This window comes from Burkholderia singularis (assembly GCF_900176645.1).
GTDB lineage: Bacteria > Pseudomonadota > Gammaproteobacteria > Burkholderiales > Burkholderiaceae > Burkholderia > Burkholderia singularis.
Genome location: NZ_FXAN01000004.1, coordinates 24,832 through 42,292, shown reverse-complemented (window position 1 = coordinate 42,292; position 17,461 = coordinate 24,832). Strand labels below are relative to the sequence as shown.

The window sequence follows — 17,461 nt, the reverse complement described above, 5'->3', positions numbered from 1 at the left end:
GGAATGAATCACGCAGAAACGCGCGCGACGAACCCCGAAGTTTCGGTCGTCATCCCCGTGTACAACGAGGAAGCCGGGCTCGGCGCGCTCTTCGCACGGCTCTATCCGGCGCTCGACGCGCTCGGCCGGTCGTATGAAGTGATCCTCGTCAATGACGGCAGCCGCGACCGCTCCGCCGCGATGCTTGCCGACCAGTTCCGCGTGCGCCCGGACACGACGCGCGTGGTGCTGCTCAACGGCAACTACGGCCAGCACATGGCGATCCTCGCGGGCTTCGAGCAGTCGCACGGCGAGATCGTCATCACGCTCGATGCCGATCTGCAAAATCCGCCCGAAGAGATCGGCAAGCTGATCGACAAGATGCACGAGGGCTACGACTACGTCGGCTCGATCCGCAAGCAGCGTCAGGACAGCCTGTGGCGGCGCAAGGCGTCGTCGGCGATGAACCGGCTGCGCGAGCGGATCACGCGGATCAAGATGACCGACCAGGGCTGCATGCTGCGCGCATACAGCCGCCGGATCATCGACACGATCAACCGCTGCGGCGAGGTCAACACGTTCATCCCTGCGCTCGCGTACACGTTCGCGCAGAATCCGACCGAGATCGAAGTCGCGCACGAGGAGCGTTTCGCGGGCGAATCGAAATATTCGCTGTACAGCCTGATTCGCCTGAATTTCGATCTCGTCACCGGCTTCTCGGTCGTGCCGCTGCAGTGGCTGTCGTTCATCGGCGTGATCCTGTCGCTCGGCTCGGCCGGCCTGTTCGCGCTGCTGGTGATCCGGCGCTTCATCGTCGGCGCCGAAGTGCAAGGCGTGTTCACGCTGTTCGCGATCACGTTCTTCCTGCTCGGCGTGATCATCTTCGCGCTCGGCCTGCTTGGCGAATATATCGGCCGAATCTATCAACAGGTCCGTGCGCGGCCGCGCTACCTGATCCATACCGTGCTCGAAGCGCGCGACGGCAAGCCCAGCGTCACGCTGCCCGTCGAGCGCCGCGAGGCCGTCCGATGAAGCCGCGCGCGGTCGTCTTCGCTTACCACAACGTCGGCGTGCGCTGCCTGCAGGTGCTGATCGCGCGCGGCGTCGACGTCGCGCTCGTCGTCACGCACGAGGACAGCCCGAGCGAGAACATCTGGTTCGGCAGCGTCGCGTCGGTGGCGGCCGAGCACGGCATTCCGGTCGCGACGCCCGCCGATCCGGCAAGCGCCGAATTGCGCGCGGCCGTCGCCGCCGCGCGGCCGGACTTCATCTTCTCGTTCTACTACCGGCACATGCTGCCCGTCGAGCTGCTCGCGCTCGCGCCGCGCGGCGCGTACAACATGCACGGCTCGCTGCTGCCGAAATACCGCGGCCGCGTGCCGACCAACTGGGCGGTGCTCAACGGCGAGACCGAAACCGGCGCGACGCTGCACGAAATGGCCGCGAAGCCCGATGCGGGCGCGATCGTCGGCCAGACCGCGGTGCCGATCCTGCCCGACGACACGGCCGCGCAAGTATTCGACAAGGTCACCGTCGCCGCGGAGCAGACGCTTTGGCGCGTGCTGCCCGCGCTGATCGCGGGCGACGCGCCGCATCTGCCGAACGATCTGTCGCAGGGCAGCTATTACGGCGCACGCCGGCCCGAGGACGGCCGCATCGACTGGTCGCAGCCGGCCGCGCGCGTCTACAACCTGATCCGCGCGGTCGCGCCGCCGTATCCGGGCGCATTCGCCGATATCGACGGCGCGCGCTTCGTGATCGCGCGCGCGCGCCTCGCGCGCCCCGGCTCGGCAGCCGCGCGCGCCGCCGCCGATTTGCCGCCGGGCCTGCACGTAAGCGATAATGCGCTGTTCGGCGTTTGCGGCGACAGCCGCGCCGTCTCCATTCTCGAGCTGCGCCGGCAGCACGACGGCGGCGAAACCATCGTGTCCCCGGCTCAATTCGCGCAGTTCATTCATTCTTCCCGTCATTCATGAAAGCTAAAAAAGTCCTGATCCTGGGTGTGAACGGCTTCATCGGCCATCACCTGTCCAAGCGCATTCTTGAAACCACCGATTGGGAAGTGTTCGGCATGGACATGCAGACCGACCGGCTCGGCGATCTCGTCAAGCACGAGCGGATGCATTTCTTCGAAGGCGACATCACGATCAACAAGGAGTGGGTCGAGTATCACGTGAAAAAGTGCGACGTGATCCTGCCGCTCGTCGCGATCGCGACGCCCGCCACCTACGTCCAGCAGCCGCTGCGCGTGTTCGAACTCGACTTCGAGGCGAACCTGCCGATCGTGCGCTCGGCCGTCAAGTACGGCAAGCATCTGGTGTTTCCGTCGACGTCCGAGGTGTATGGGATGTGCGCGGACGAGCAGTTCGATCCGGACGCGTCCGCCCTCACCTACGGGCCGATCAACAAGCCGCGCTGGATCTATGCGTGCTCGAAGCAACTGATGGACCGCGTGATCTGGGGCTACGGGATGGAAGGCCTGAACTTCACGCTGTTCCGTCCGTTCAACTGGATCGGGCCCGGCCTCGATTCGATCTACACGCCCAAGGAAGGCAGCTCGCGCGTCGTCACGCAGTTTCTCGGCCATATCGTGCGCGGCGAGAACATCAGCCTCGTCGACGGCGGCTCGCAAAAGCGCGCGTTCACGTATGTCGACGACGGCATCAGCGCGCTGATGAAGATCATCGAGAATCCGAACGGCGTCGCGACGGGCAAGATCTACAACATCGGCAATCCGAAGAATAATTTCTCGGTACGCGAACTCGCGAACAAGATGCTCGAACTCGCGGCCGAATTTCCCGAATACGCGGAATCGGCCAAGCGCGTGCAGCTCGTCGAAACCACGTCGGGCGCGTACTACGGCAACGGCTACCAGGACGTGCAAAACCGCGTGCCGAAGATCGACAACACGATGCAGGAGCTTGGCTGGGCGCCGCAGTTCACGTTCGACGACGCGCTGCGCCAGATCTTCGAAGCGTACCGCGGCCACGTCGCCGACGCGCGCGCGCTCGTCGAGCAGCAAGGCTGAAGGCCGTCGCTTGGCTCGCATCGTCCTCAAGATCGACGTCGACACGCTGCGCGGCACGCGCGAAGGCGTGCCGAATCTCGCGCGCATCTTCGATCGTCACGCCGCGCGCGCGACGTTCCTGTTCAGCCTCGGCCCGGATCACACCGGCTGGGCGATGCGCCGCGCGCTGCGGCCGGGCTTTCTGAAGAAGGTATCGCGCACGTCGGTCGTCGAACATTACGGCATCAAGCAATTGCTGTACGGCGTGCTGCTGCCCGGCCCCGACATCGGCCGCCGCGCCATGGCCGACATGCGCGCGATCCACGAAGCCGGCTTCGAATGCGGGATTCATACATGGGATCACGTGTACTGGCAGGACAACGTGCGGCGGCGCGAGCGCGACTGGACCGTGCGCGAAATGCGCAAGAGCCATGAGCGCTTCGTCGAGATCTTCGGCGCGCCGCCCGTCACGCACGGTGCGGCCGGCTGGCAGATGAACGACGCCGCGTTCGAGCAGATCGACGCATGGGGAATGCGTTACGCATCCGACGGCCGCGGCCATTCGCCGTATCTGCCGGTGGTGGGCGGCAAGACTCTCGCGCACGTGCAGATGCCGACCACGCTGCCGACACTCGACGAAGTGCTCGGCACCGGCGGCATCGATTCGTCCAATGTCGCCGCGCATATTCTTCGGCACACCGAACGCAATCCGCATGACCAGGTGTTCACGCTGCATGCGGAGCTCGAAGGCCAGAAGCTCGCGCCGGTGTTCGAGCAGCTGCTTGCCGGCTGGCGTGCGCAAGGCCATACGTTTGCGACGATGGGCGATTATCACGCGACGCTGGACCGCGCGGCGCTGCCATCATACCCTGTTGCGTGGGGCGAAGTTCCGGGCCGCTCCGGCGAGCTGATCGTTCAGCCCGACTGAACAAAAGCTGATCGCCAACGCCCGTTCCGCGCTTTTTCATGCAACAGCGCGTTTCGTCTCCCGCATTCGTTTATAACAACAGGAGAAACACGTGTCCGTCGAAGTCGACCGCCCCGTTCCCGATTTCACCGCGCCCGCCACCGGCGGCGAATTCTCGCTGTCGGGCCTCAAGGGCAAAACGCTCGTGCTGTATTTCTACCCGAAAGACAATACGCCGGGCTGCACGACCGAAGGTCTGCAATTCCGCGATCTTTATCCGAAATTCAAGAAGGCCGGCGCGGAAATCGCCGGCGTGTCGCGCGACAGCTTGCGCTCGCATGAAAATTTCAAGACGAAACTCGAACTGCCGTTCCCGCTGATCTCGGACCCCGACGAAACGCTGTGCACGCTGTTCGGCGTCATGAAACTGAAGAAAATGTATGGCAAGGAAGTACGCGGTATCGAGCGTTCGACGTTCATCATCGACGGCAACCAGGTGCTACGCCACGCGTGGCGCGGCGTCAAGGTGCCGGGCCACGTCGACGAGGTGCTGGGTGCTGTACAAGCGCTTTGAGCCGCGCTATATTGGGCCGCAATGAATGCCTGTCCGCCCCATTTTTCTCGCTGCTGCGCCTGTAGTCGACACGATGCGTGCGTGCATCTGACGCGCAGCGCGACGGTTGAAGCCGAGCCGCTCGCCCCTGTTCGGGGGAAGCGGCTTTTTTCATGGTTTTAGCAGCGCGTGCGATGCTCGACACGCCAAGGAGACGATCGAAATCTAGGCGAACCGGCGATTCGAACCCCATGTTGCGCCACCGCGCGCAAACTGCACGCGCATCAAGCGCGCAGGATGCGAACAGCGGCGCATGCCTGCGACACGATTCATCTCGAGGGACACCATGCCTTTGCCTACTCCCCCCAGCAAGCTCGGCAGCCTGCTGCCGCCCGACGAATACAAGGCGAAAGCGCAGCCGGCGAAAGCCGCGAAATCATCTGCAACCGGGGACTCCGATCATGCCGTCGCGGCCGAATACGGCCCGGCGAGCGTAGCCGATCCGATGGCGCCCGCCGCGAACACCACCGCGTCGTTGCACGCGGTCGCGACCGGCGCGTCCGCGACCGACGGCGCCGCCGCGGCGCGCGCACGTAAAACCAAGCAGACCGCGGCGTTGCTGCAACCCGTGCCCGCGCGCGACGTGATCGAGCCCGTCGCGCGCGCGCCGAAGACCGGCGCGGTGAAGCCGGCCGCCGGCGCAGCCGCCGCGACAGGCACCGGCACGAAAGCGCGCAGCCGCAAACGCACCGAAACCGAAGTGCAAAAGCTCTTCGTGCTCGATACGAACGTGCTGATGCACGATCCGAGCAGCCTGTTCCGATTCGAGGAGCACGACGTCTATCTGCCGATGATGACGCTCGAGGAACTCGACAATCACAAGAAGGGCATGTCGGAAGTCGCGCGCAACGCGCGCCAGGTGAGCCGCACGCTCGATGCGCTCGTCGCCGATGCCGGCCCGATCTCGGCCGGCATTGCGCTCGCGCGCCTCGGCAGCCGCGAGGCGCTCGGCCGTCTGTACTTCCAGACCACGCTCACGCAGATCGAGCCGATCGACGGTCTGCCGCAAGGCAAGGCCGACAACCAAATCCTCGGCGTCGTGCGCGCGTTGCAGCGCGAGCGGCCGGACCGTCAGGTCGTGCTGGTGTCGAAAGACATCAACATGCGGATCAAGGCGCACGCGCTCGGCCTGCCTGCGGAAGATTACTTCAACGACCAGGTCCTCGAAGACAAGGATCTGCTCTACTCCGGCGTGCGCGAGCTGCCGCAGGATTTCTGGACCAAGCATGCGAAAGGCATGGAGAGTTGGCAGGATACCAAGACAGGCACCACGTATTACCGCGTGACTGGCCCGCTCGTCGCGTCGCTGCTCGTCAACGAATTCGTCTATCTCGAGCCGCATAACGGCGAGCCGACGTTCCATGCGATCGTGCGCGAACTGAACGGCAAGACGGCGCTGCTGCAAACGCTGCGCGACTACAGCCATCACAAAAACAACGTGTGGGGCATCACCGCGCGCAATCGTGAGCAGAACTTCGCGCTGAATCTGCTGATGAATCCCGAGATCGACTTCGTCACGCTGCTTGGCCAGGCGGGCACCGGCAAGACGCTCGTCGCGCTCGCCGCGGGCCTCGCGCAAGTGCTCGACGACAAGCGCTACAACGAAATCATCGTCACGCGCGCAACCGTGCCGGTCGGCGAGGACATCGGTTTTCTGCCCGGCACCGAAGAAGAAAAGATGCAGCCTTGGATGGGCGCGTTCGACGACAACCTCGAAGTGCTGCAGAAAACCGACGACGCCGCAGGCGAATGGGGCCGCGCGGCGACACAGGAACTGATCCGCTCGCGCCTGAAGGTCAAGAGCATGAACTTCATGCGCGGGCGCACGTTCGTCGACAAGTACGTGATCATCGACGAGGCCCAGAACCTGACGCCAAAGCAGATGAAAACCCTCGTGACGCGCGCGGGCCCCGGCACGAAAATCATCTGCCTCGGCAACATCGCGCAGATCGATACGCCTTATCTGACGGAAGGCAGCTCGGGCCTCACGTATGTCGTCGACCGCTTCAAGGGTTGGGGGCACAGCGGCCACGTGACGCTCGCGCGCGGCGAACGCTCGCGGCTCGCGGACTACGCGTCCGACATTCTGTAACGCCCGCGCAAAGCGCCGCTCGATGCGGCCGATGCGCGCAACGGCGTCCGGCATGGCCGGGCGCCGTTTTTATTTGAGGGTCGAATTTCGATCGGGCGAATCGTCCATCAGATACCACGCTTATGCGTGTAACTTAAAGTAATTTCTCAAGAATTCTTGCGAAAGCCCCGCCACACCGACTACCATCGCAATATCCCGTTGTCATGCGAAAGGCGAGCGCCGCGCGTTCGCCCGCTTCCGATGCTGCGTCTCACGCTGTCCGCCCTCGTCGTCTCATTGCTTGCCGCCTGCGCGGGCGCGCCGCAGAAAACTTCGCGCCCGTCGTCCTCCGGCATGTCGATCACCACGCCGCGTGCGTATGCGCCGCCGCGCGGCTTCCCCAATTTCGTCGACCATAGCGTCGGCCGCGAGGAAATCTCGATCCAGGCGATGAGCCTCGTCGGCGTTCCGTACCGGTGGGGAGGCAACACGCCCGAAAGCGGCTTCGACTGCAGCGGGCTCGTGCGTTATGTCGTCGACCGCGCCGCGAACGTCAGCCTGCCCCGCACGACGGCCGACATGAGCGCGGTCGGCGATTCGATCGAGCCAGACGGCATCGCGCCCGGCGATCTGATCTTTTTCAACACATCCGGCCGGCCTCATTCGCATGTCGGCATCTATGTCGGCAAGCTCCGGTTCGTGAATGCGCCGTCGACGGGCGGCACCGTGCGGCTGGATTATCTGACGAACCCGTATTGGGCGAAGCGCTTCGACGGAATTCGCCGTGTCGCATCGGCAAAGGCAAAGCCGGCTCCGTTCGATGCGCCCACTTATCAAGCCGGCCGGCAACCTGACGTGACGCAGCGCGCGGGCCCGGCCGCCGCGCCGGCTGCCTATGCGGCAAACACGAACGCGCCGGTCCGTTCGCGCAGCCCTGCGGCAAATGAAGCGCCGCCTGTGTTCGCGGCGACGAATGCGGCCGCGCCAACCAACGCGCGCGCCGCCGCACCGGCTTATGCGGCAAACGCCGCTGCACCGGCGCGCCCGGCTGCGACCGGCGCGCCTGCCTACGTGGCGAATCAGCCCGATGCAGCCCCGCCAGCCCGTCTCGCGGGCGCCGCGACGGCCGCCGCATCCGCCGACCCTTACGAGCCGCCGCCGTCGGCGATGTCCGCTGCGCAGCAGCAAGCCCGGGCGGCAGGGGCGATAGACGCGGCGGCCGCATCAGTCGATCCGGATGACGCTCCATCGCGTGCGTATGCGCCGGCCGCAGGCAGCGCCACGATAACCGCCGTCCGCCCTTCGGCGCCTGCCGATCCGATCGACGCCGCCGATGCATTCGAGCCGCCCCCGCCCACTGCGCGCGCCGCCGCCCGCCAGGCGCGGCTTGCCGCGCCGGGTAGCGCGCAGGTGCTACGCGCGTCGACAGCGGCCGGGCCGTCGGGTGCCGCTGCCCCCGGCACGCACGACGATCCGATCGCCCGTTTCGCGAACGGCAGCTACTGATTAGCGCCGGATGCATGGCGCCTCCCCAGGGCGCAGCCATTTAGCGGCGCACTGCCGTTCCGGCCAAACGCATGCGATCGTCAACGCCAAAGTTACGACATGCGTCGAAACGGCCGTTCGCCCGCGCCGCCAAGCCCGTAATCAAATCCGCCCGCACGCCGGCGGCTTGCGCGGCGCAGGGCCGCTCCCGCGCCATCACGATGCGCGGCTTTGCTTCGCGCCGGCCTAAAAACAATGCGCCGCAGCCAGAGTGGCATGCGGCGCATCGCGTGTGCTCCACGTTCGCTTTATCGCGGCTTCGGACGCCGCGCATCGGGGCTCAAAACACCCGATGCCCAATCCACCAGCCGACAGCCGCAATCAGCGCCGACGCAGGAATAGTCAGCACCCACGCCCACACGATGTTGCCCGCGACGCCCCAGCGCACCGCCGACAGCTTGCGCGTCGCGCCCACGCCCACAATCGCGCCGGTAATCGTATGCGTCGTCGACACCGGAATTCCCAACCACGACGCGATGAACAGCGTCACGGCGCCGCCCGTCTCCGCGCAAAATCCACCCACCGGCTTGAGCTTGGTGATCTTTTGCCCCATCGTGCGGACGATCCGCCATCCGCCGAACAGCGTGCCGAGCCCCATCGACAGGTAGCACGCGCCGATCACCCAGACCGGCGGCGCATCGGCCGTGGCCGACGCGTAACCGGACGCGATCAGGAGCATCCAGATAATGCCGATCGTCTTCTGCGCGTCGTTGCCGCCGTGGCCGAGGCTGTACAGGCTTGCCGATAGCAGTTGCAAGCGCCTGAAGCGCCGGTCGACCTTGCTTGGCGCGGTCCTGAAATACAGCCATGAGACGCCGAGCATGAACAACGACCCGAGCACGAAGCCAAGCAGCGGCGAAATGAAGATGAACGCGACCGTCTTCATCAATCCATCGACGTTGAGCGACGCCCAGCCCGACTTCGACACCGCGGCGCCGACGAGCCCGCCGATCAGCGCATGCGACGAACTCGACGGAATGCCGTAGTACCAAGTGATGATGTTCCAGCCGATCGCGCCGAAGAGCGCGCCGAACACGACGTAGTGATCGACGATGCTCGCATCGATCGTGCCCTTGCCGACGGTCTGCGCAACCTTCAGATGGAAGATGAAATAAGCGATGACGTTGAACGTGGCCGCGAATACGACGGCCTGCTGAGGCTTGAGCACCCCGGTCGACACGACAGTCGCGATCGAGTTCGCGGCGTCGTGAAAGCCATTCATGAAATCGAACACGAGTGCGACGAGCACGAGCGCCGCGACAGCCCACAAAGCGAGTTGTATCGAATGCATCGTGATCCGCTCAGGCGTTTTCCAGCACGATGCCTTCGATGATGTTCGCGACATCCTCGCACTTGTCGGTGATCTCTTCGAGCAATTCGTAGATCGCCTTCAGCTTGATCAGCGTCTTGACATCGTCTTCCTCGCGAAAGAGTTTCGACATCGCCGCACGCAGCACGCGATCTCCTTCGGACTCCCAGCGATCGATTTCCTCGCACGCTTTCAGAATCTGGCTCGACTGCTTCATGTCCGACAACATCGCGACCGCTTCCTGCACGTGCTGCGCGGCCTTCGTGACGATATGCGCAAGCTGGCTGGCCTCCGACGTGACAGCCTGCACGTCGTAAAGCGACACGGCCGTCGCGACGTCCTCCATCAGATCGAGAATGTCATCCATCGTCGTGATCAGCTTGTGGATTTCGTCGCGATCGAGCGGCGTGATGAACGTCTTGTGCAACAAGTCGATCGCTTCGTGCGTGAGCTTGTCGGCCGCTTTCTCGGCCTTCTGCACGTTTTGCTTGTGAATCTCGGCGTCCGCGAGATTGTCGATCAGGAGTTCGAGCTCGCGTCCGCCGGAGACGATGTAATTCGCGTGCGCGTTGAAAATTTCAAAGAACTTGCCCTCGGTGGGCATGAATCGACCGAACATGGGATTCCTGGAAAATGGTCAAACAGCTGTCACAAAAACCGGCGACATTGTACTGTTTTACCGGTTCCCGCGAAGCGTTCGATCACACAAGTCCGCCCGGACGACAACGGGATACAACGTTTTGCTCACGAGGGGTTTACATCCGGCGCTACTCGCCGTAGAAATTTTGCGCACCCGCAAAATTGTCAAACTTCGTATATTGCCCCAGGAACGTGAGCCGAACGGGCCCGATCGGCCCGTTACGCTGCTTGCCGATAATGATTTCGGCCGTGCCTTTGTCGGGGCTGTCCGGGTTATAAACCTCGTCGCGGTAAATGAACAGGATCACGTCCGCGTCCTGCTCGATAGCGCCCGATTCGCGCAAGTCCGACATCACCGGCCGTTTGTTCGGCCGTTGCTCCAGCCCTCGATTCAACTGCGACAGCGCAATCACCGGCACATCGAGTTCTTTCGCGAGACTCTTCAGCGATCGCGAAATTTCCGAGATTTCGGTCGCGCGATTCTCGCCTTGCGACGAGCCCGTCATCAGTTGCAGATAGTCGACGATGATCAGCCCGAGCTTGCCGCATTGACGCGCGAGCCGGCGCGCCCGCGAGCGCAATTCCATCGGATTCAGGCCGCCCGTCTCGTCGATGAACAGTTGCGCCTCGCTCATTTTTTGCACCGCGTGCGTGAGCTTCGGCCAATCCTCGTCGCTCAGGCGGCCGGTGCGCATCCGGTGCTGGTCGAGCCGGCCAACCGAGCCGAGCATCCGCATCACGAGTTGCGTGCCCGGCATTTCCATCGAAAACACCGCAACCGGCAGCCCGTATTCGACGGCGACGTATTCGCCAATATTCATCGAGAACGCGGTCTTACCCATCGACGGGCGCCCCGCGACGATGATCAGCTCGCCGCCGTGCATCCCGGACGTCATACGGTCCAGATCGACGAAGCCCGTCGGTGTGCCGGTCACGTCGCTCGGATTCGCGGTGTGGTAAAGAGTGTCGATCCGCTCGACCACCTGCGTAAGCAGCGGTCCGATCTCGAGGAAGCCTTGCGTGCCGCGCGCGCCGTCCTCGGCAATCGAGAACACCTTCGCCTCGGCCTCGTCGAGCAATTGGCGAACTTCCCGGCCTTGCGGATTGAATGCGTCGGCCGAGATTTCGTCGGCGACAGACACGAGACGGCGCAGCACCGCGCGATCGCGCACGATTTCCGCATAGCGGCGGATGTTCGCCGCGCTCGGCGTATTCTGCGCCAGCGCGTTCAGGTACGCGAGCCCGCCCACCTCTTCGGCCTTGCCGGACGTCGTCAGCGCCTCGTAGACGGTCACGACGTCGGCCGGGCGAGTCGTCGCGATCAGGCGGCCGATGTGTTCGAAGATGACGCGATGGTCGTACCGGTAGAAATCGCTCTGCGACAGGAAATCGGCGATCCGGTCCCATGCGCCGTTGTCGAGCAGCAGTCCGCCCAGCACGGACTGCTCGGCCTCGATCGAGTGCGGCGGGACTTTCAGCGATTCGATTTGGGGATCTTGAGGCGCGTTCATGGGTTGGGATTATCGCGAAATAGACGCAGCTCCGCCAGCCGGGGCCGTGCCGGCGCCCGTGGAACGAAAAAAGGCAGGAACCGGTTGCCCAGGCCCCTGCCCTTTATGTCGAGCGGCAGGCGCCGCCCGGAGAGGACACGCGTTGTTACGCGTGATCGCCGATCACGTTGATCGTGACGTCGACGACGACGTCCGTGTGCAGCGCGACTTGCACGCCATGCTCGCCGATCATCTTCAGCGGGCCTTCCGGCATGCGAACCTGCGCCTTCTCGACATCGTAGCCTGCCTTTTTCAGCAGTTCCGCAACGTCAGCGTTCGTGACCGAGCCGAACAGACGGCCGTCGACGCCCGACTTCTGCGTGATTTCGAACGTCTGACCGCCCAGCTTCTCGCCAACCGCTTGCGCGGCCGCCAGCTTTTCGGCAGCGACCTTTTCGAGTTCCGCGCGGCGGACTTCGAATTCGGCGATCGCGTCCTTCGTCGCGCGGCGCGCCTTGCGGTTCGGAATCAGGAAGTTACGCGCGTAACCGTCCTTGACCTTGACGATATCGCCGAGGTTGCCCAGATTGGCGACTTTTTCCAACAGAATGATTTGCATTCGAATTCTCCTTATTGCGTCGCCTGATTACGCCTTGTGCTGATCGGTGTACGGCAAAAGCGCAAGGAAACGCGCGCGCTTGATCGCCGTATCGAGCTGGCGCTGATAGTGGGCCTTCGTACCCGTCAGGCGCGCCGGCGTGATCTTGCCGTTTTCGCCGATGAAGTCCTTCAGCGTTTCGGTGTCCTTGTAGTCGATCTGCTCGACGCCGGCTGCCGTGAAGCGGCAGAACTTCTTGCGCTTGAAGAGCGGGTTTTGCTGCTGACGACGCTTGTCGAATTTTTTACCAGTGGGGCGGGCCATGTTCAGTCCTTTCCAATGTCCTGCAATGCTGTGATGTGAAACACCAAGGTTCTCGCGTTGCGGCTCTTTTTCGCGAGAAAGCCGGTGAAGAGCGTCTCGACGCCCATCTCGCAGCTTTCCAGCTTGCCGCTCGCCTCGCCTGCCGCCACGGCCGGGATCGTCAATTCGACCTGCCGGGCGATGCCTGCTTCGACGACTTCGGTCTTGTGCTGCAACGTGGCGCTGGCGATCGGAACGCCGGCGGGGGTGTACCGCACCGGTTCACGCTCGACGACGCTCGCCGTCAGTTGCAGCCTGTTCACGAAAGCGACGCGCTCCTTGATGGCTTGAGATACGTTAAGCCTGCGCTTCGGTCGGCTGAGCAGCAGCCGCCTTCTTGGCTTCTTCGCGCTGAACTTCCTTCATCATCGGCGACGGGCCGGTTTCGGCCTTCTTCATCTTGACGATGAGGTGACGCAGCACGGCGTCGTTGAACTTGAACGCGTGTTCGAGTTCGTCGAGCGTCGCCTGGTCGCACTCGATGTTCATGCAGACGTAGTGAGCCTTAGCGAGTTTCTCGATCATGTAGGCCAGTTGGCGGCGGCCCCAGTCTTCGACACGGTGGATCTGGCCGCCGTGCGACGTGATCGTGGTCTTGTAACGCTCGATCATCGCGGGCACTTGCTCGCTCTGATCGGGGTGCACGATGAAGACGATTTCGTAATGACGCATTACACACTCCTTGTGGATAGAAGCCACCCGGGCGTCTGAACCGGTGTGGCAAGTGAGAAGCCGGAAAGTGTAACCTGATTGAAGCGGCCGCACAAGACTTACATTGATTTTCCGTCGGTTTCGGCCATGTTTTCAAAGACTTGGCAGCCGCAGGCCGACGCTTGCCGCGCCCGGGCAACCGTCTATATTGTGTCCCCAGTTAATGCGCTGCGATCCGGCGCCCGCGCGACCGTTACTGCCCCGTAGGCGGCAGATTCGCCGCCAGGGCCGCGCGGAACGCGGCAAGCGCGCCCGGCTCGGCATCCGTGACAGCCCACCACGTCATGCCGCCCGCGTACCAGCGCGCCAGCGCATAACCCTGCTCGACGGCCGAATCGGCGCTGCTGCTCGAGCCGCCCTGCATCGGGAATACATAAGCGTCGACGACATGCCGCCGGTAGTGGTAGACCAGCACCGCCACCCGCCGACCGCCGACATAATCGAGCCGCCCCCCCGCGAGCGTGAAGCCGCTCGACGCGAGATCCACGACGGGCGGCGCATAGTCGAGGCGGCCGTTGAACCAGGGCTTCACCGTATGCCGATCGGTCGACACAACGTCGATGTCGTGCCCGGACAGCGCCGCGCGAACGTGGCTCGACACTAGCTCCGCGACCAACGCGTCATCCGCGCCGCGGTGCGCGGTGAACGCCACACCAGCGGCTGCGCCCGCGACGAGCGCAGCGGCCGCCAGCCACGCGGCGCCAGGCGCGAAGGCGGCCATCGGCGTGAAATCGCGAGCCGCCCTGCTCACCGGCGCGCGCCCGCGCAGCCCTTGCCAAACGCGCGACGCAACTCCGGCCGCGGCAGCGAGCCGCGATCGCAACGCCCGTGCATCCCGTGCATCGGCACCCGGCAGCGACGCAACGATCTTCGCGTACAACGCCGGCGGCGCGCGATGGTAATCGGCAAGCTGCACCGCGCGGCCGAGCGCCGCCAGCGCATCGCGCTCGCCACGGCACAACGCGCACCCGTCGAGGTGACGCGCGACGCGCCGCGCATCGAGCAGCGGCAATTCGCGATCGAGATCCGCGCCGAGCAGCGCGCGCGTTTCGTTACAGTCCATCGACAGCCTCCGATGCCCCACCGCCTGCCCCCGAGGCGCACGAGCCCGCCAATCGCGCCTCATTCGCGCGCACGCCGGCAAGCGCGCCAGCGAGTTTCGCGCGGGCCCGCGCAAGCCTCGACATCACGGTGCCGACCGGCACGCCCGCAATCGCCGCGATGTCGCGATAGCTGAGCTCCTCCATCTCGCGCAGCACCAGCACCTCGCGATACGCGGCCGGCAAACGCTCGAGCGCGGCATGCACGAGCCTCGCGTCCTCCGCGCGGATCAGCAGCGTCTGCGGATCGTCGATGCCGACGCCCCAGCCGTCGGGCGCCACCGCGTCGCGCTCGTCGTCGTATGCCGCCACCTCCGGCGCCGACGCGCGCCGGCGCCATTCGTCATACCATGTGTGCCGCACGATCGCGAGCAGCCACGGGCGGGCGCTGTCGCCGCGAAACGAATCGAAAAAGCGCAATGCGCGCATGAACGCCTCCTGCACGATGTCGTCGGCGTCGAGCGAATTGCCGCACAGCCAGCGGGCAAGGTTGTACGCCGCATCCAGATGCGGCAGCGCGAGCTGCTGGAACCGAAGGCTGCGCGCCGCGCTATCCGCGTCGTTGCCGCCGACCTGCCGACCGTCCTCGTCCACGCATCCCCCTTTCCGGCGCACGATCCGCGCAGCAAGGCGAATCGCTTGTCGCCAGCCGCCTCATTCGAAACTCATACCGGAGGTGCGTCGAGTTTATTCCCGTCCCGCACGGCCGGACATGAAAAATAAACCGGGAATAAAGCCCGGCCTCTGCCGGTTGGACAGGCATCGCCATCCACCTCGAACGAGCACGCCATGCGACAGCCTCTCAAACCGCCCCGGTCAATCCGCTCGCTACGCCGCCGCGACTTTCTGCGCCTGGCCGCCGCAGGGGGCGGCGCGGCGTTCGCATCCGCGCTGCCCGGCTGGAGCTTCGGCAAGGATGCCGATTTCTTTTTCGTTCAACTGTCCGATGCGCATTGGGGGTTTGCGAGCCCGGCGATCAATCCCGATCCGAAAGGCACGCTGCCCAAGGCGATTGCCGCCGTCAACGCACTGCCCGTCGCGCCCGATTTCGTAATCTTCACGGGCGACCTCACGCATACCACCGACGATGCGGCCGAGCGCCGTGCACGGATGCGCGAGTTCCGCTCGATCGTCGCGCGGCTCGACGCAAAACCGTTGTATCTGATGCCGGGCGAACACGACGCGAGCCTCGACGCCGGCGACGCGTATCGCGAGATCTTCGGCGACACGCATTACACGTTCGATCGCCACGGCGTGCACTTCATCGTGCTCGACAACGTGTCCGACCCGGCCGGCCGCGTCGGCGACGCGCAGATCGACTGGCTCGCCCGCGATCTTGCGCGTTTGCCGAAAGACGCGCGCATCGTCGTGTTCACCCACCGGCCGCTGTTCGATCTCGCGCCGCAATGGGACTGGGCCACGCGCGACGGCGCCCAGGCGCTCGAGATGCTGATGCCATATGCGAACGTGACGGTGTTCTACGGGCACATCCATCAGACTCATCACGCGATGACCGGCCATATCGCCCACCACGCCGCGCGCTCGCTGATGTTTGCGCTGCCCGCCGCGGGCTCGCAACCCAAGCGTCTGCCGGTGCCGTGGGACGCGGGCGCGCCCTATCGCGGGCTCGGCTGGCGCGAAGTGCGCGCGGACGACGCGCCGGGCGCGTTCACGCTGACCGAGTGGCCGATCGAAGCCGACGGCGCCGGCCATGCCAACGGCATGCGTGACGTGCCGCCCGAACACCAGGCAGATTGAACGAATACGACGAGGTCAACCGCCATGCCCGACACCGACATGCCCGCTCTCATCGCACGCCCATCGCCCGCGCAGCCGGCGCGCCGCCGTTGGCTCGCCGCAACCGGCGCGGCAATCTGCGCGCTCGCCGCTCTAACCGTGCGCGCGGCCGGCGCGCCGCGCGTCATCAAGGTTCATGCGCGCCGCTTCGTTTTCACGCCGAACCGCATCGCGCTCGCGCCGCACGAAGCGGTAGTGTTCGAGCTGACGGCCGAGGACACCGTGATGGGTTTTTCGATTCCGCAGCTTGGCGTGCGCGCCGATGTGCCGCCGGGCGCCGTCGTGCGGCTTGCCGCGCAAGCGGGCGAGCGTGGCACGATCGATTTTCTGTGCGACATTTTCTGTGGCGCCGGGCATGAGACGATGAACGGCGTGATCGTCGTCGGATGACCGGCGGCGCGCGTCAACCAGCACCTTCCCAATAGCCCGGCCGCGCATAGACGTCGCGCAGATAGTCAATGAAATAGCGCACTCTCGCCGGCACGTAGCGCTGTTGCGGATAGACGGCGAGGATGTCGTAATCGGGCAGCGCATATTCGTCGAGCACGGTCTCGAGTTCGCCGCGCGCGAGCTGCTGCGCGATCTCCCAAGTCGAGCGCCAGCCCAGCCCCAGCCCTTCGGATACCCAACGATGCAGCAGTTCGCCGTCGTTGCAGTCGAGCGTGCCCGATACGCGCATCGTCACGAGCTTGCCGTTGCGGCGAAAATACCAGCCGCGGTTCTGCCCGCCCTGCAAATTGAACGCGAGGCAGTTGTGATGCGCGAGATCGTCGAGCGACTTCGGGCGGCCGTGCCGGCGGAAGTACCCGGGCGTGCCGCAAACGACGCGCCGGTTCGACGCCAGCTTCACCGCGACGAAATTCGGATCAACCGCCCCGCCGATCCTGATTGACAGATCGTAGCCCTCGCGCACCAGATCGACGACGCGGTCGGTCAGGTTGAACGACATTTGCAAATCGGGCTTGTCGGCCATGAACGCCGGCGCGAGCGGCGCGACATGCTTGCGGCCGAACGCGGCCGGCGCGGACACGATCAAATGCCCGCTTACCGCGCGCCGGCCGGCTGCGAGTTCGTTTTCCGCATGCGCCCAGTCGGCAAGCAAGCCCCGGCAGCGCTCGAGAAACGCCGCGCCGTCCTCGCTGACGACCAGCCTTCGCGTCGACCGGTACATCAGCTTCACGCCGATGCGCTTTTCCAGCGCGTCGATCCGCCTGCCGAGCACGACGGGCGACACCCCTTCCTCGAGCGCCGCCGCCGCGAGGCTGCCCGCATCCGCGACCCGCACGAAGGTTTCGATTTGCTTGAACCGGTCCATCCGCTGTCTCCCATGCT

The 17,461-nt window shown here is 64.8% G+C and carries 19 protein-coding genes and 1 pseudogene; 9 read left to right on the top strand and 11 right to left on the bottom strand.

Annotated elements, in window-relative coordinates:
- Window positions 1-3 precede the first annotated feature (3 nt).
- From BSIN_RS00320 to BSIN_RS00300, 5 genes are all read left to right on the top strand, one after another.
- Complete coding sequence (locus BSIN_RS00320; protein WP_059518175.1) at window positions 4-1,011, top strand: glycosyltransferase; 1,008 nt, start codon at window positions 4-6, stop codon at window positions 1,009-1,011.
- Window positions 1,008-1,955: a formyltransferase gene (locus tag BSIN_RS00315; protein WP_089339146.1), complete on the top strand. Its 948-nt coding sequence runs from the start codon at window positions 1,008-1,010 to the stop codon at window positions 1,953-1,955. The genes BSIN_RS00320 and BSIN_RS00315 overlap by 4 nt, the downstream gene beginning before the upstream one ends.
- Window positions 1,952-3,007: a bifunctional UDP-4-keto-pentose/UDP-xylose synthase gene (locus BSIN_RS00310; protein ID WP_059518179.1), complete on the top strand. Its 1,056-nt coding sequence runs from the start codon at window positions 1,952-1,954 to the stop codon at window positions 3,005-3,007. Before BSIN_RS00315 ends, BSIN_RS00310 begins: the two co-directional genes overlap by 4 nt.
- 10 nt (window positions 3,008-3,017) lie before the next feature.
- Window positions 3,018-3,914: a polysaccharide deacetylase family protein gene (locus BSIN_RS00305; RefSeq protein WP_069235214.1), complete on the top strand. Its 897-nt coding sequence runs from the start codon at window positions 3,018-3,020 to the stop codon at window positions 3,912-3,914.
- Window positions 3,915-4,005: 91 nt separating this feature from the next.
- Window positions 4,006-4,467 (top strand): peroxiredoxin, encoded by a 462-nt coding sequence (locus BSIN_RS00300; protein ID WP_059518184.1) that lies wholly within the window; start codon window positions 4,006-4,008, stop codon window positions 4,465-4,467.
- A 158-nt stretch (window positions 4,468-4,625) separates the two neighbouring features.
- On the opposite strand, the pseudogene BSIN_RS25940 reads toward BSIN_RS00300, so the two are convergent.
- Window positions 4,626-4,864, bottom strand: a pseudogene (locus BSIN_RS25940) (hypothetical protein).
- Here BSIN_RS25940 and BSIN_RS00290 point away from each other — a divergent pair.
- Window positions 4,793-6,598: a PhoH family protein gene (locus tag BSIN_RS00290; RefSeq protein ID WP_143757253.1), complete on the top strand. Its 1,806-nt coding sequence runs from the start codon at window positions 4,793-4,795 to the stop codon at window positions 6,596-6,598. The pseudogene BSIN_RS25940 and the gene BSIN_RS00290 overlap by 72 nt on opposite strands.
- A gap of 240 nt (window positions 6,599-6,838) precedes the next feature.
- On the top strand, window positions 6,839-8,083 hold the full coding sequence (locus BSIN_RS00285; RefSeq protein ID WP_089339145.1) for a C40 family peptidase: 1,245 nt from the start codon (window positions 6,839-6,841) through the stop codon (window positions 8,081-8,083).
- 319 nt (window positions 8,084-8,402) lie between these two features.
- Here BSIN_RS00285 and BSIN_RS00275 read toward each other — a convergent pair whose 3' ends face one another.
- The 9 genes from BSIN_RS00275 to BSIN_RS00230 all read right to left on the bottom strand — a co-directional run bounded on the left by BSIN_RS00275 (window position 8,403) and on the right by BSIN_RS00230 (window position 14,947).
- The gene (locus BSIN_RS00275) at window positions 8,403-9,413 is read right to left on the bottom strand and encodes an inorganic phosphate transporter (RefSeq protein WP_089339143.1); all 1,011 of its coding nucleotides are present in this window, start codon (window positions 9,411-9,413) and stop codon (window positions 8,403-8,405) included.
- 10 nt (window positions 9,414-9,423) lie between these two features.
- On the bottom strand, window positions 9,424-10,050 hold the full coding sequence (locus tag BSIN_RS00270) for a DUF47 domain-containing protein (protein ID WP_059518194.1): 627 nt from the start codon (window positions 10,048-10,050) through the stop codon (window positions 9,424-9,426).
- A 148-nt stretch (window positions 10,051-10,198) separates the two neighbouring features.
- On the bottom strand, window positions 10,199-11,581 hold the full coding sequence (locus BSIN_RS00265) for a replicative DNA helicase (protein WP_059518196.1): 1,383 nt from the start codon (window positions 11,579-11,581) through the stop codon (window positions 10,199-10,201).
- A gap of 145 nt (window positions 11,582-11,726) precedes the next feature.
- Window positions 11,727-12,179 (bottom strand): 50S ribosomal protein L9, encoded by a 453-nt coding sequence (rplI, locus tag BSIN_RS00255; protein WP_059518198.1) that lies wholly within the window; start codon window positions 12,177-12,179, stop codon window positions 11,727-11,729.
- Window positions 12,180-12,206: 27 nt separating this feature from the next.
- Window positions 12,207-12,482: a 30S ribosomal protein S18 gene (rpsR, locus tag BSIN_RS00250; protein ID WP_004193360.1), complete on the bottom strand. Its 276-nt coding sequence runs from the start codon at window positions 12,480-12,482 to the stop codon at window positions 12,207-12,209.
- 2 nt (window positions 12,483-12,484) lie between these two features.
- Complete coding sequence (priB, locus tag BSIN_RS00245) at window positions 12,485-12,784, bottom strand: primosomal replication protein N (RefSeq protein WP_059518201.1); 300 nt, start codon at window positions 12,782-12,784, stop codon at window positions 12,485-12,487.
- A gap of 34 nt (window positions 12,785-12,818) precedes the next feature.
- Complete coding sequence (gene rpsF, locus BSIN_RS00240; RefSeq protein WP_039221416.1) at window positions 12,819-13,193, bottom strand: 30S ribosomal protein S6; 375 nt, start codon at window positions 13,191-13,193, stop codon at window positions 12,819-12,821.
- 232 nt (window positions 13,194-13,425) lie between these two features.
- Window positions 13,426-14,295, bottom strand: a complete 870-nt coding sequence (locus BSIN_RS00235; protein WP_089339142.1) for an anti-sigma factor family protein — start codon at window positions 14,293-14,295, stop codon at window positions 13,426-13,428.
- Window positions 14,285-14,947, bottom strand: coding sequence for an RNA polymerase sigma factor (locus BSIN_RS00230; protein ID WP_369828052.1), 663 nt, complete (start codon window positions 14,945-14,947; stop codon window positions 14,285-14,287). Before BSIN_RS00230 ends, BSIN_RS00235 begins: the two co-directional genes overlap by 11 nt.
- Window positions 14,948-15,121: 174 nt before the next feature.
- Between BSIN_RS00230 and BSIN_RS00225 the strand changes: the two genes are divergently transcribed.
- Entirely contained in the window at window positions 15,122-16,090 is a 969-nt protein-coding gene (locus tag BSIN_RS00225; RefSeq protein ID WP_089339140.1) for a metallophosphoesterase family protein, read from the top strand.
- 24 nt (window positions 16,091-16,114) lie between these two features.
- The gene (locus BSIN_RS00220) at window positions 16,115-16,519 is read left to right on the top strand and encodes a cupredoxin domain-containing protein (RefSeq protein WP_089339139.1); all 405 of its coding nucleotides are present in this window, start codon (window positions 16,115-16,117) and stop codon (window positions 16,517-16,519) included.
- A 13-nt stretch (window positions 16,520-16,532) separates the two neighbouring features.
- On the opposite strand, the gene BSIN_RS00215 is transcribed toward BSIN_RS00220, so the two are convergent.
- Entirely contained in the window at window positions 16,533-17,444 is a 912-nt protein-coding gene (locus BSIN_RS00215) for a substrate binding domain-containing protein (RefSeq protein ID WP_059518203.1), read from the bottom strand.
- Window positions 17,445-17,461: the final 17 nt, after the last annotated feature.

Coding starts and splice junctions, on each gene's coding strand:
- BSIN_RS00320 (WP_059518175.1), top strand. CDS start 4: ATGAATCACGCAGAAACGCGCGCGACGAACCCCGAAGTTTCGGTCGTC.
- BSIN_RS00315 (WP_089339146.1), top strand. CDS start 1,008: ATGAAGCCGCGCGCGGTCGTCTTCGCTTACCACAACGTCGGCGTGCGC.
- BSIN_RS00310 (WP_059518179.1), top strand. CDS start 1,952: ATGAAAGCTAAAAAAGTCCTGATCCTGGGTGTGAACGGCTTCATCGGC.
- BSIN_RS00290 (WP_143757253.1), top strand. CDS start 4,793: ATGCCTTTGCCTACTCCCCCCAGCAAGCTCGGCAGCCTGCTGCCGCCC.
- BSIN_RS00285 (WP_089339145.1), top strand. CDS start 6,839: ATGCTGCGTCTCACGCTGTCCGCCCTCGTCGTCTCATTGCTTGCCGCC.
- BSIN_RS00275 (WP_089339143.1), bottom strand. CDS start 9,413: ATGCATTCGATACAACTCGCTTTGTGGGCTGTCGCGGCGCTCGTGCTC.
- BSIN_RS00270 (WP_059518194.1), bottom strand. CDS start 10,050: ATGTTCGGTCGATTCATGCCCACCGAGGGCAAGTTCTTTGAAATTTTC.
- BSIN_RS00265 (WP_059518196.1), bottom strand. CDS start 11,581: ATGAACGCGCCTCAAGATCCCCAAATCGAATCGCTGAAAGTCCCGCCG.
- rplI (WP_059518198.1), bottom strand. CDS start 12,179: ATGCAAATCATTCTGTTGGAAAAAGTCGCCAATCTGGGCAACCTCGGC.
- rpsR (WP_004193360.1), bottom strand. CDS start 12,482: ATGGCCCGCCCCACTGGTAAAAAATTCGACAAGCGTCGTCAGCAGCAA.
- rpsF (WP_039221416.1), bottom strand. CDS start 13,193: ATGCGTCATTACGAAATCGTCTTCATCGTGCACCCCGATCAGAGCGAG.
- BSIN_RS00235 (WP_089339142.1), bottom strand. CDS start 14,295: ATGGACTGTAACGAAACGCGCGCGCTGCTCGGCGCGGATCTCGATCGC.
- BSIN_RS00225 (WP_089339140.1), top strand. CDS start 15,122: ATGCGACAGCCTCTCAAACCGCCCCGGTCAATCCGCTCGCTACGCCGC.
- BSIN_RS00220 (WP_089339139.1), top strand. CDS start 16,115: ATGCCCGACACCGACATGCCCGCTCTCATCGCACGCCCATCGCCCGCG.
- BSIN_RS00215 (WP_059518203.1), bottom strand. CDS start 17,444: ATGGACCGGTTCAAGCAAATCGAAACCTTCGTGCGGGTCGCGGATGCG.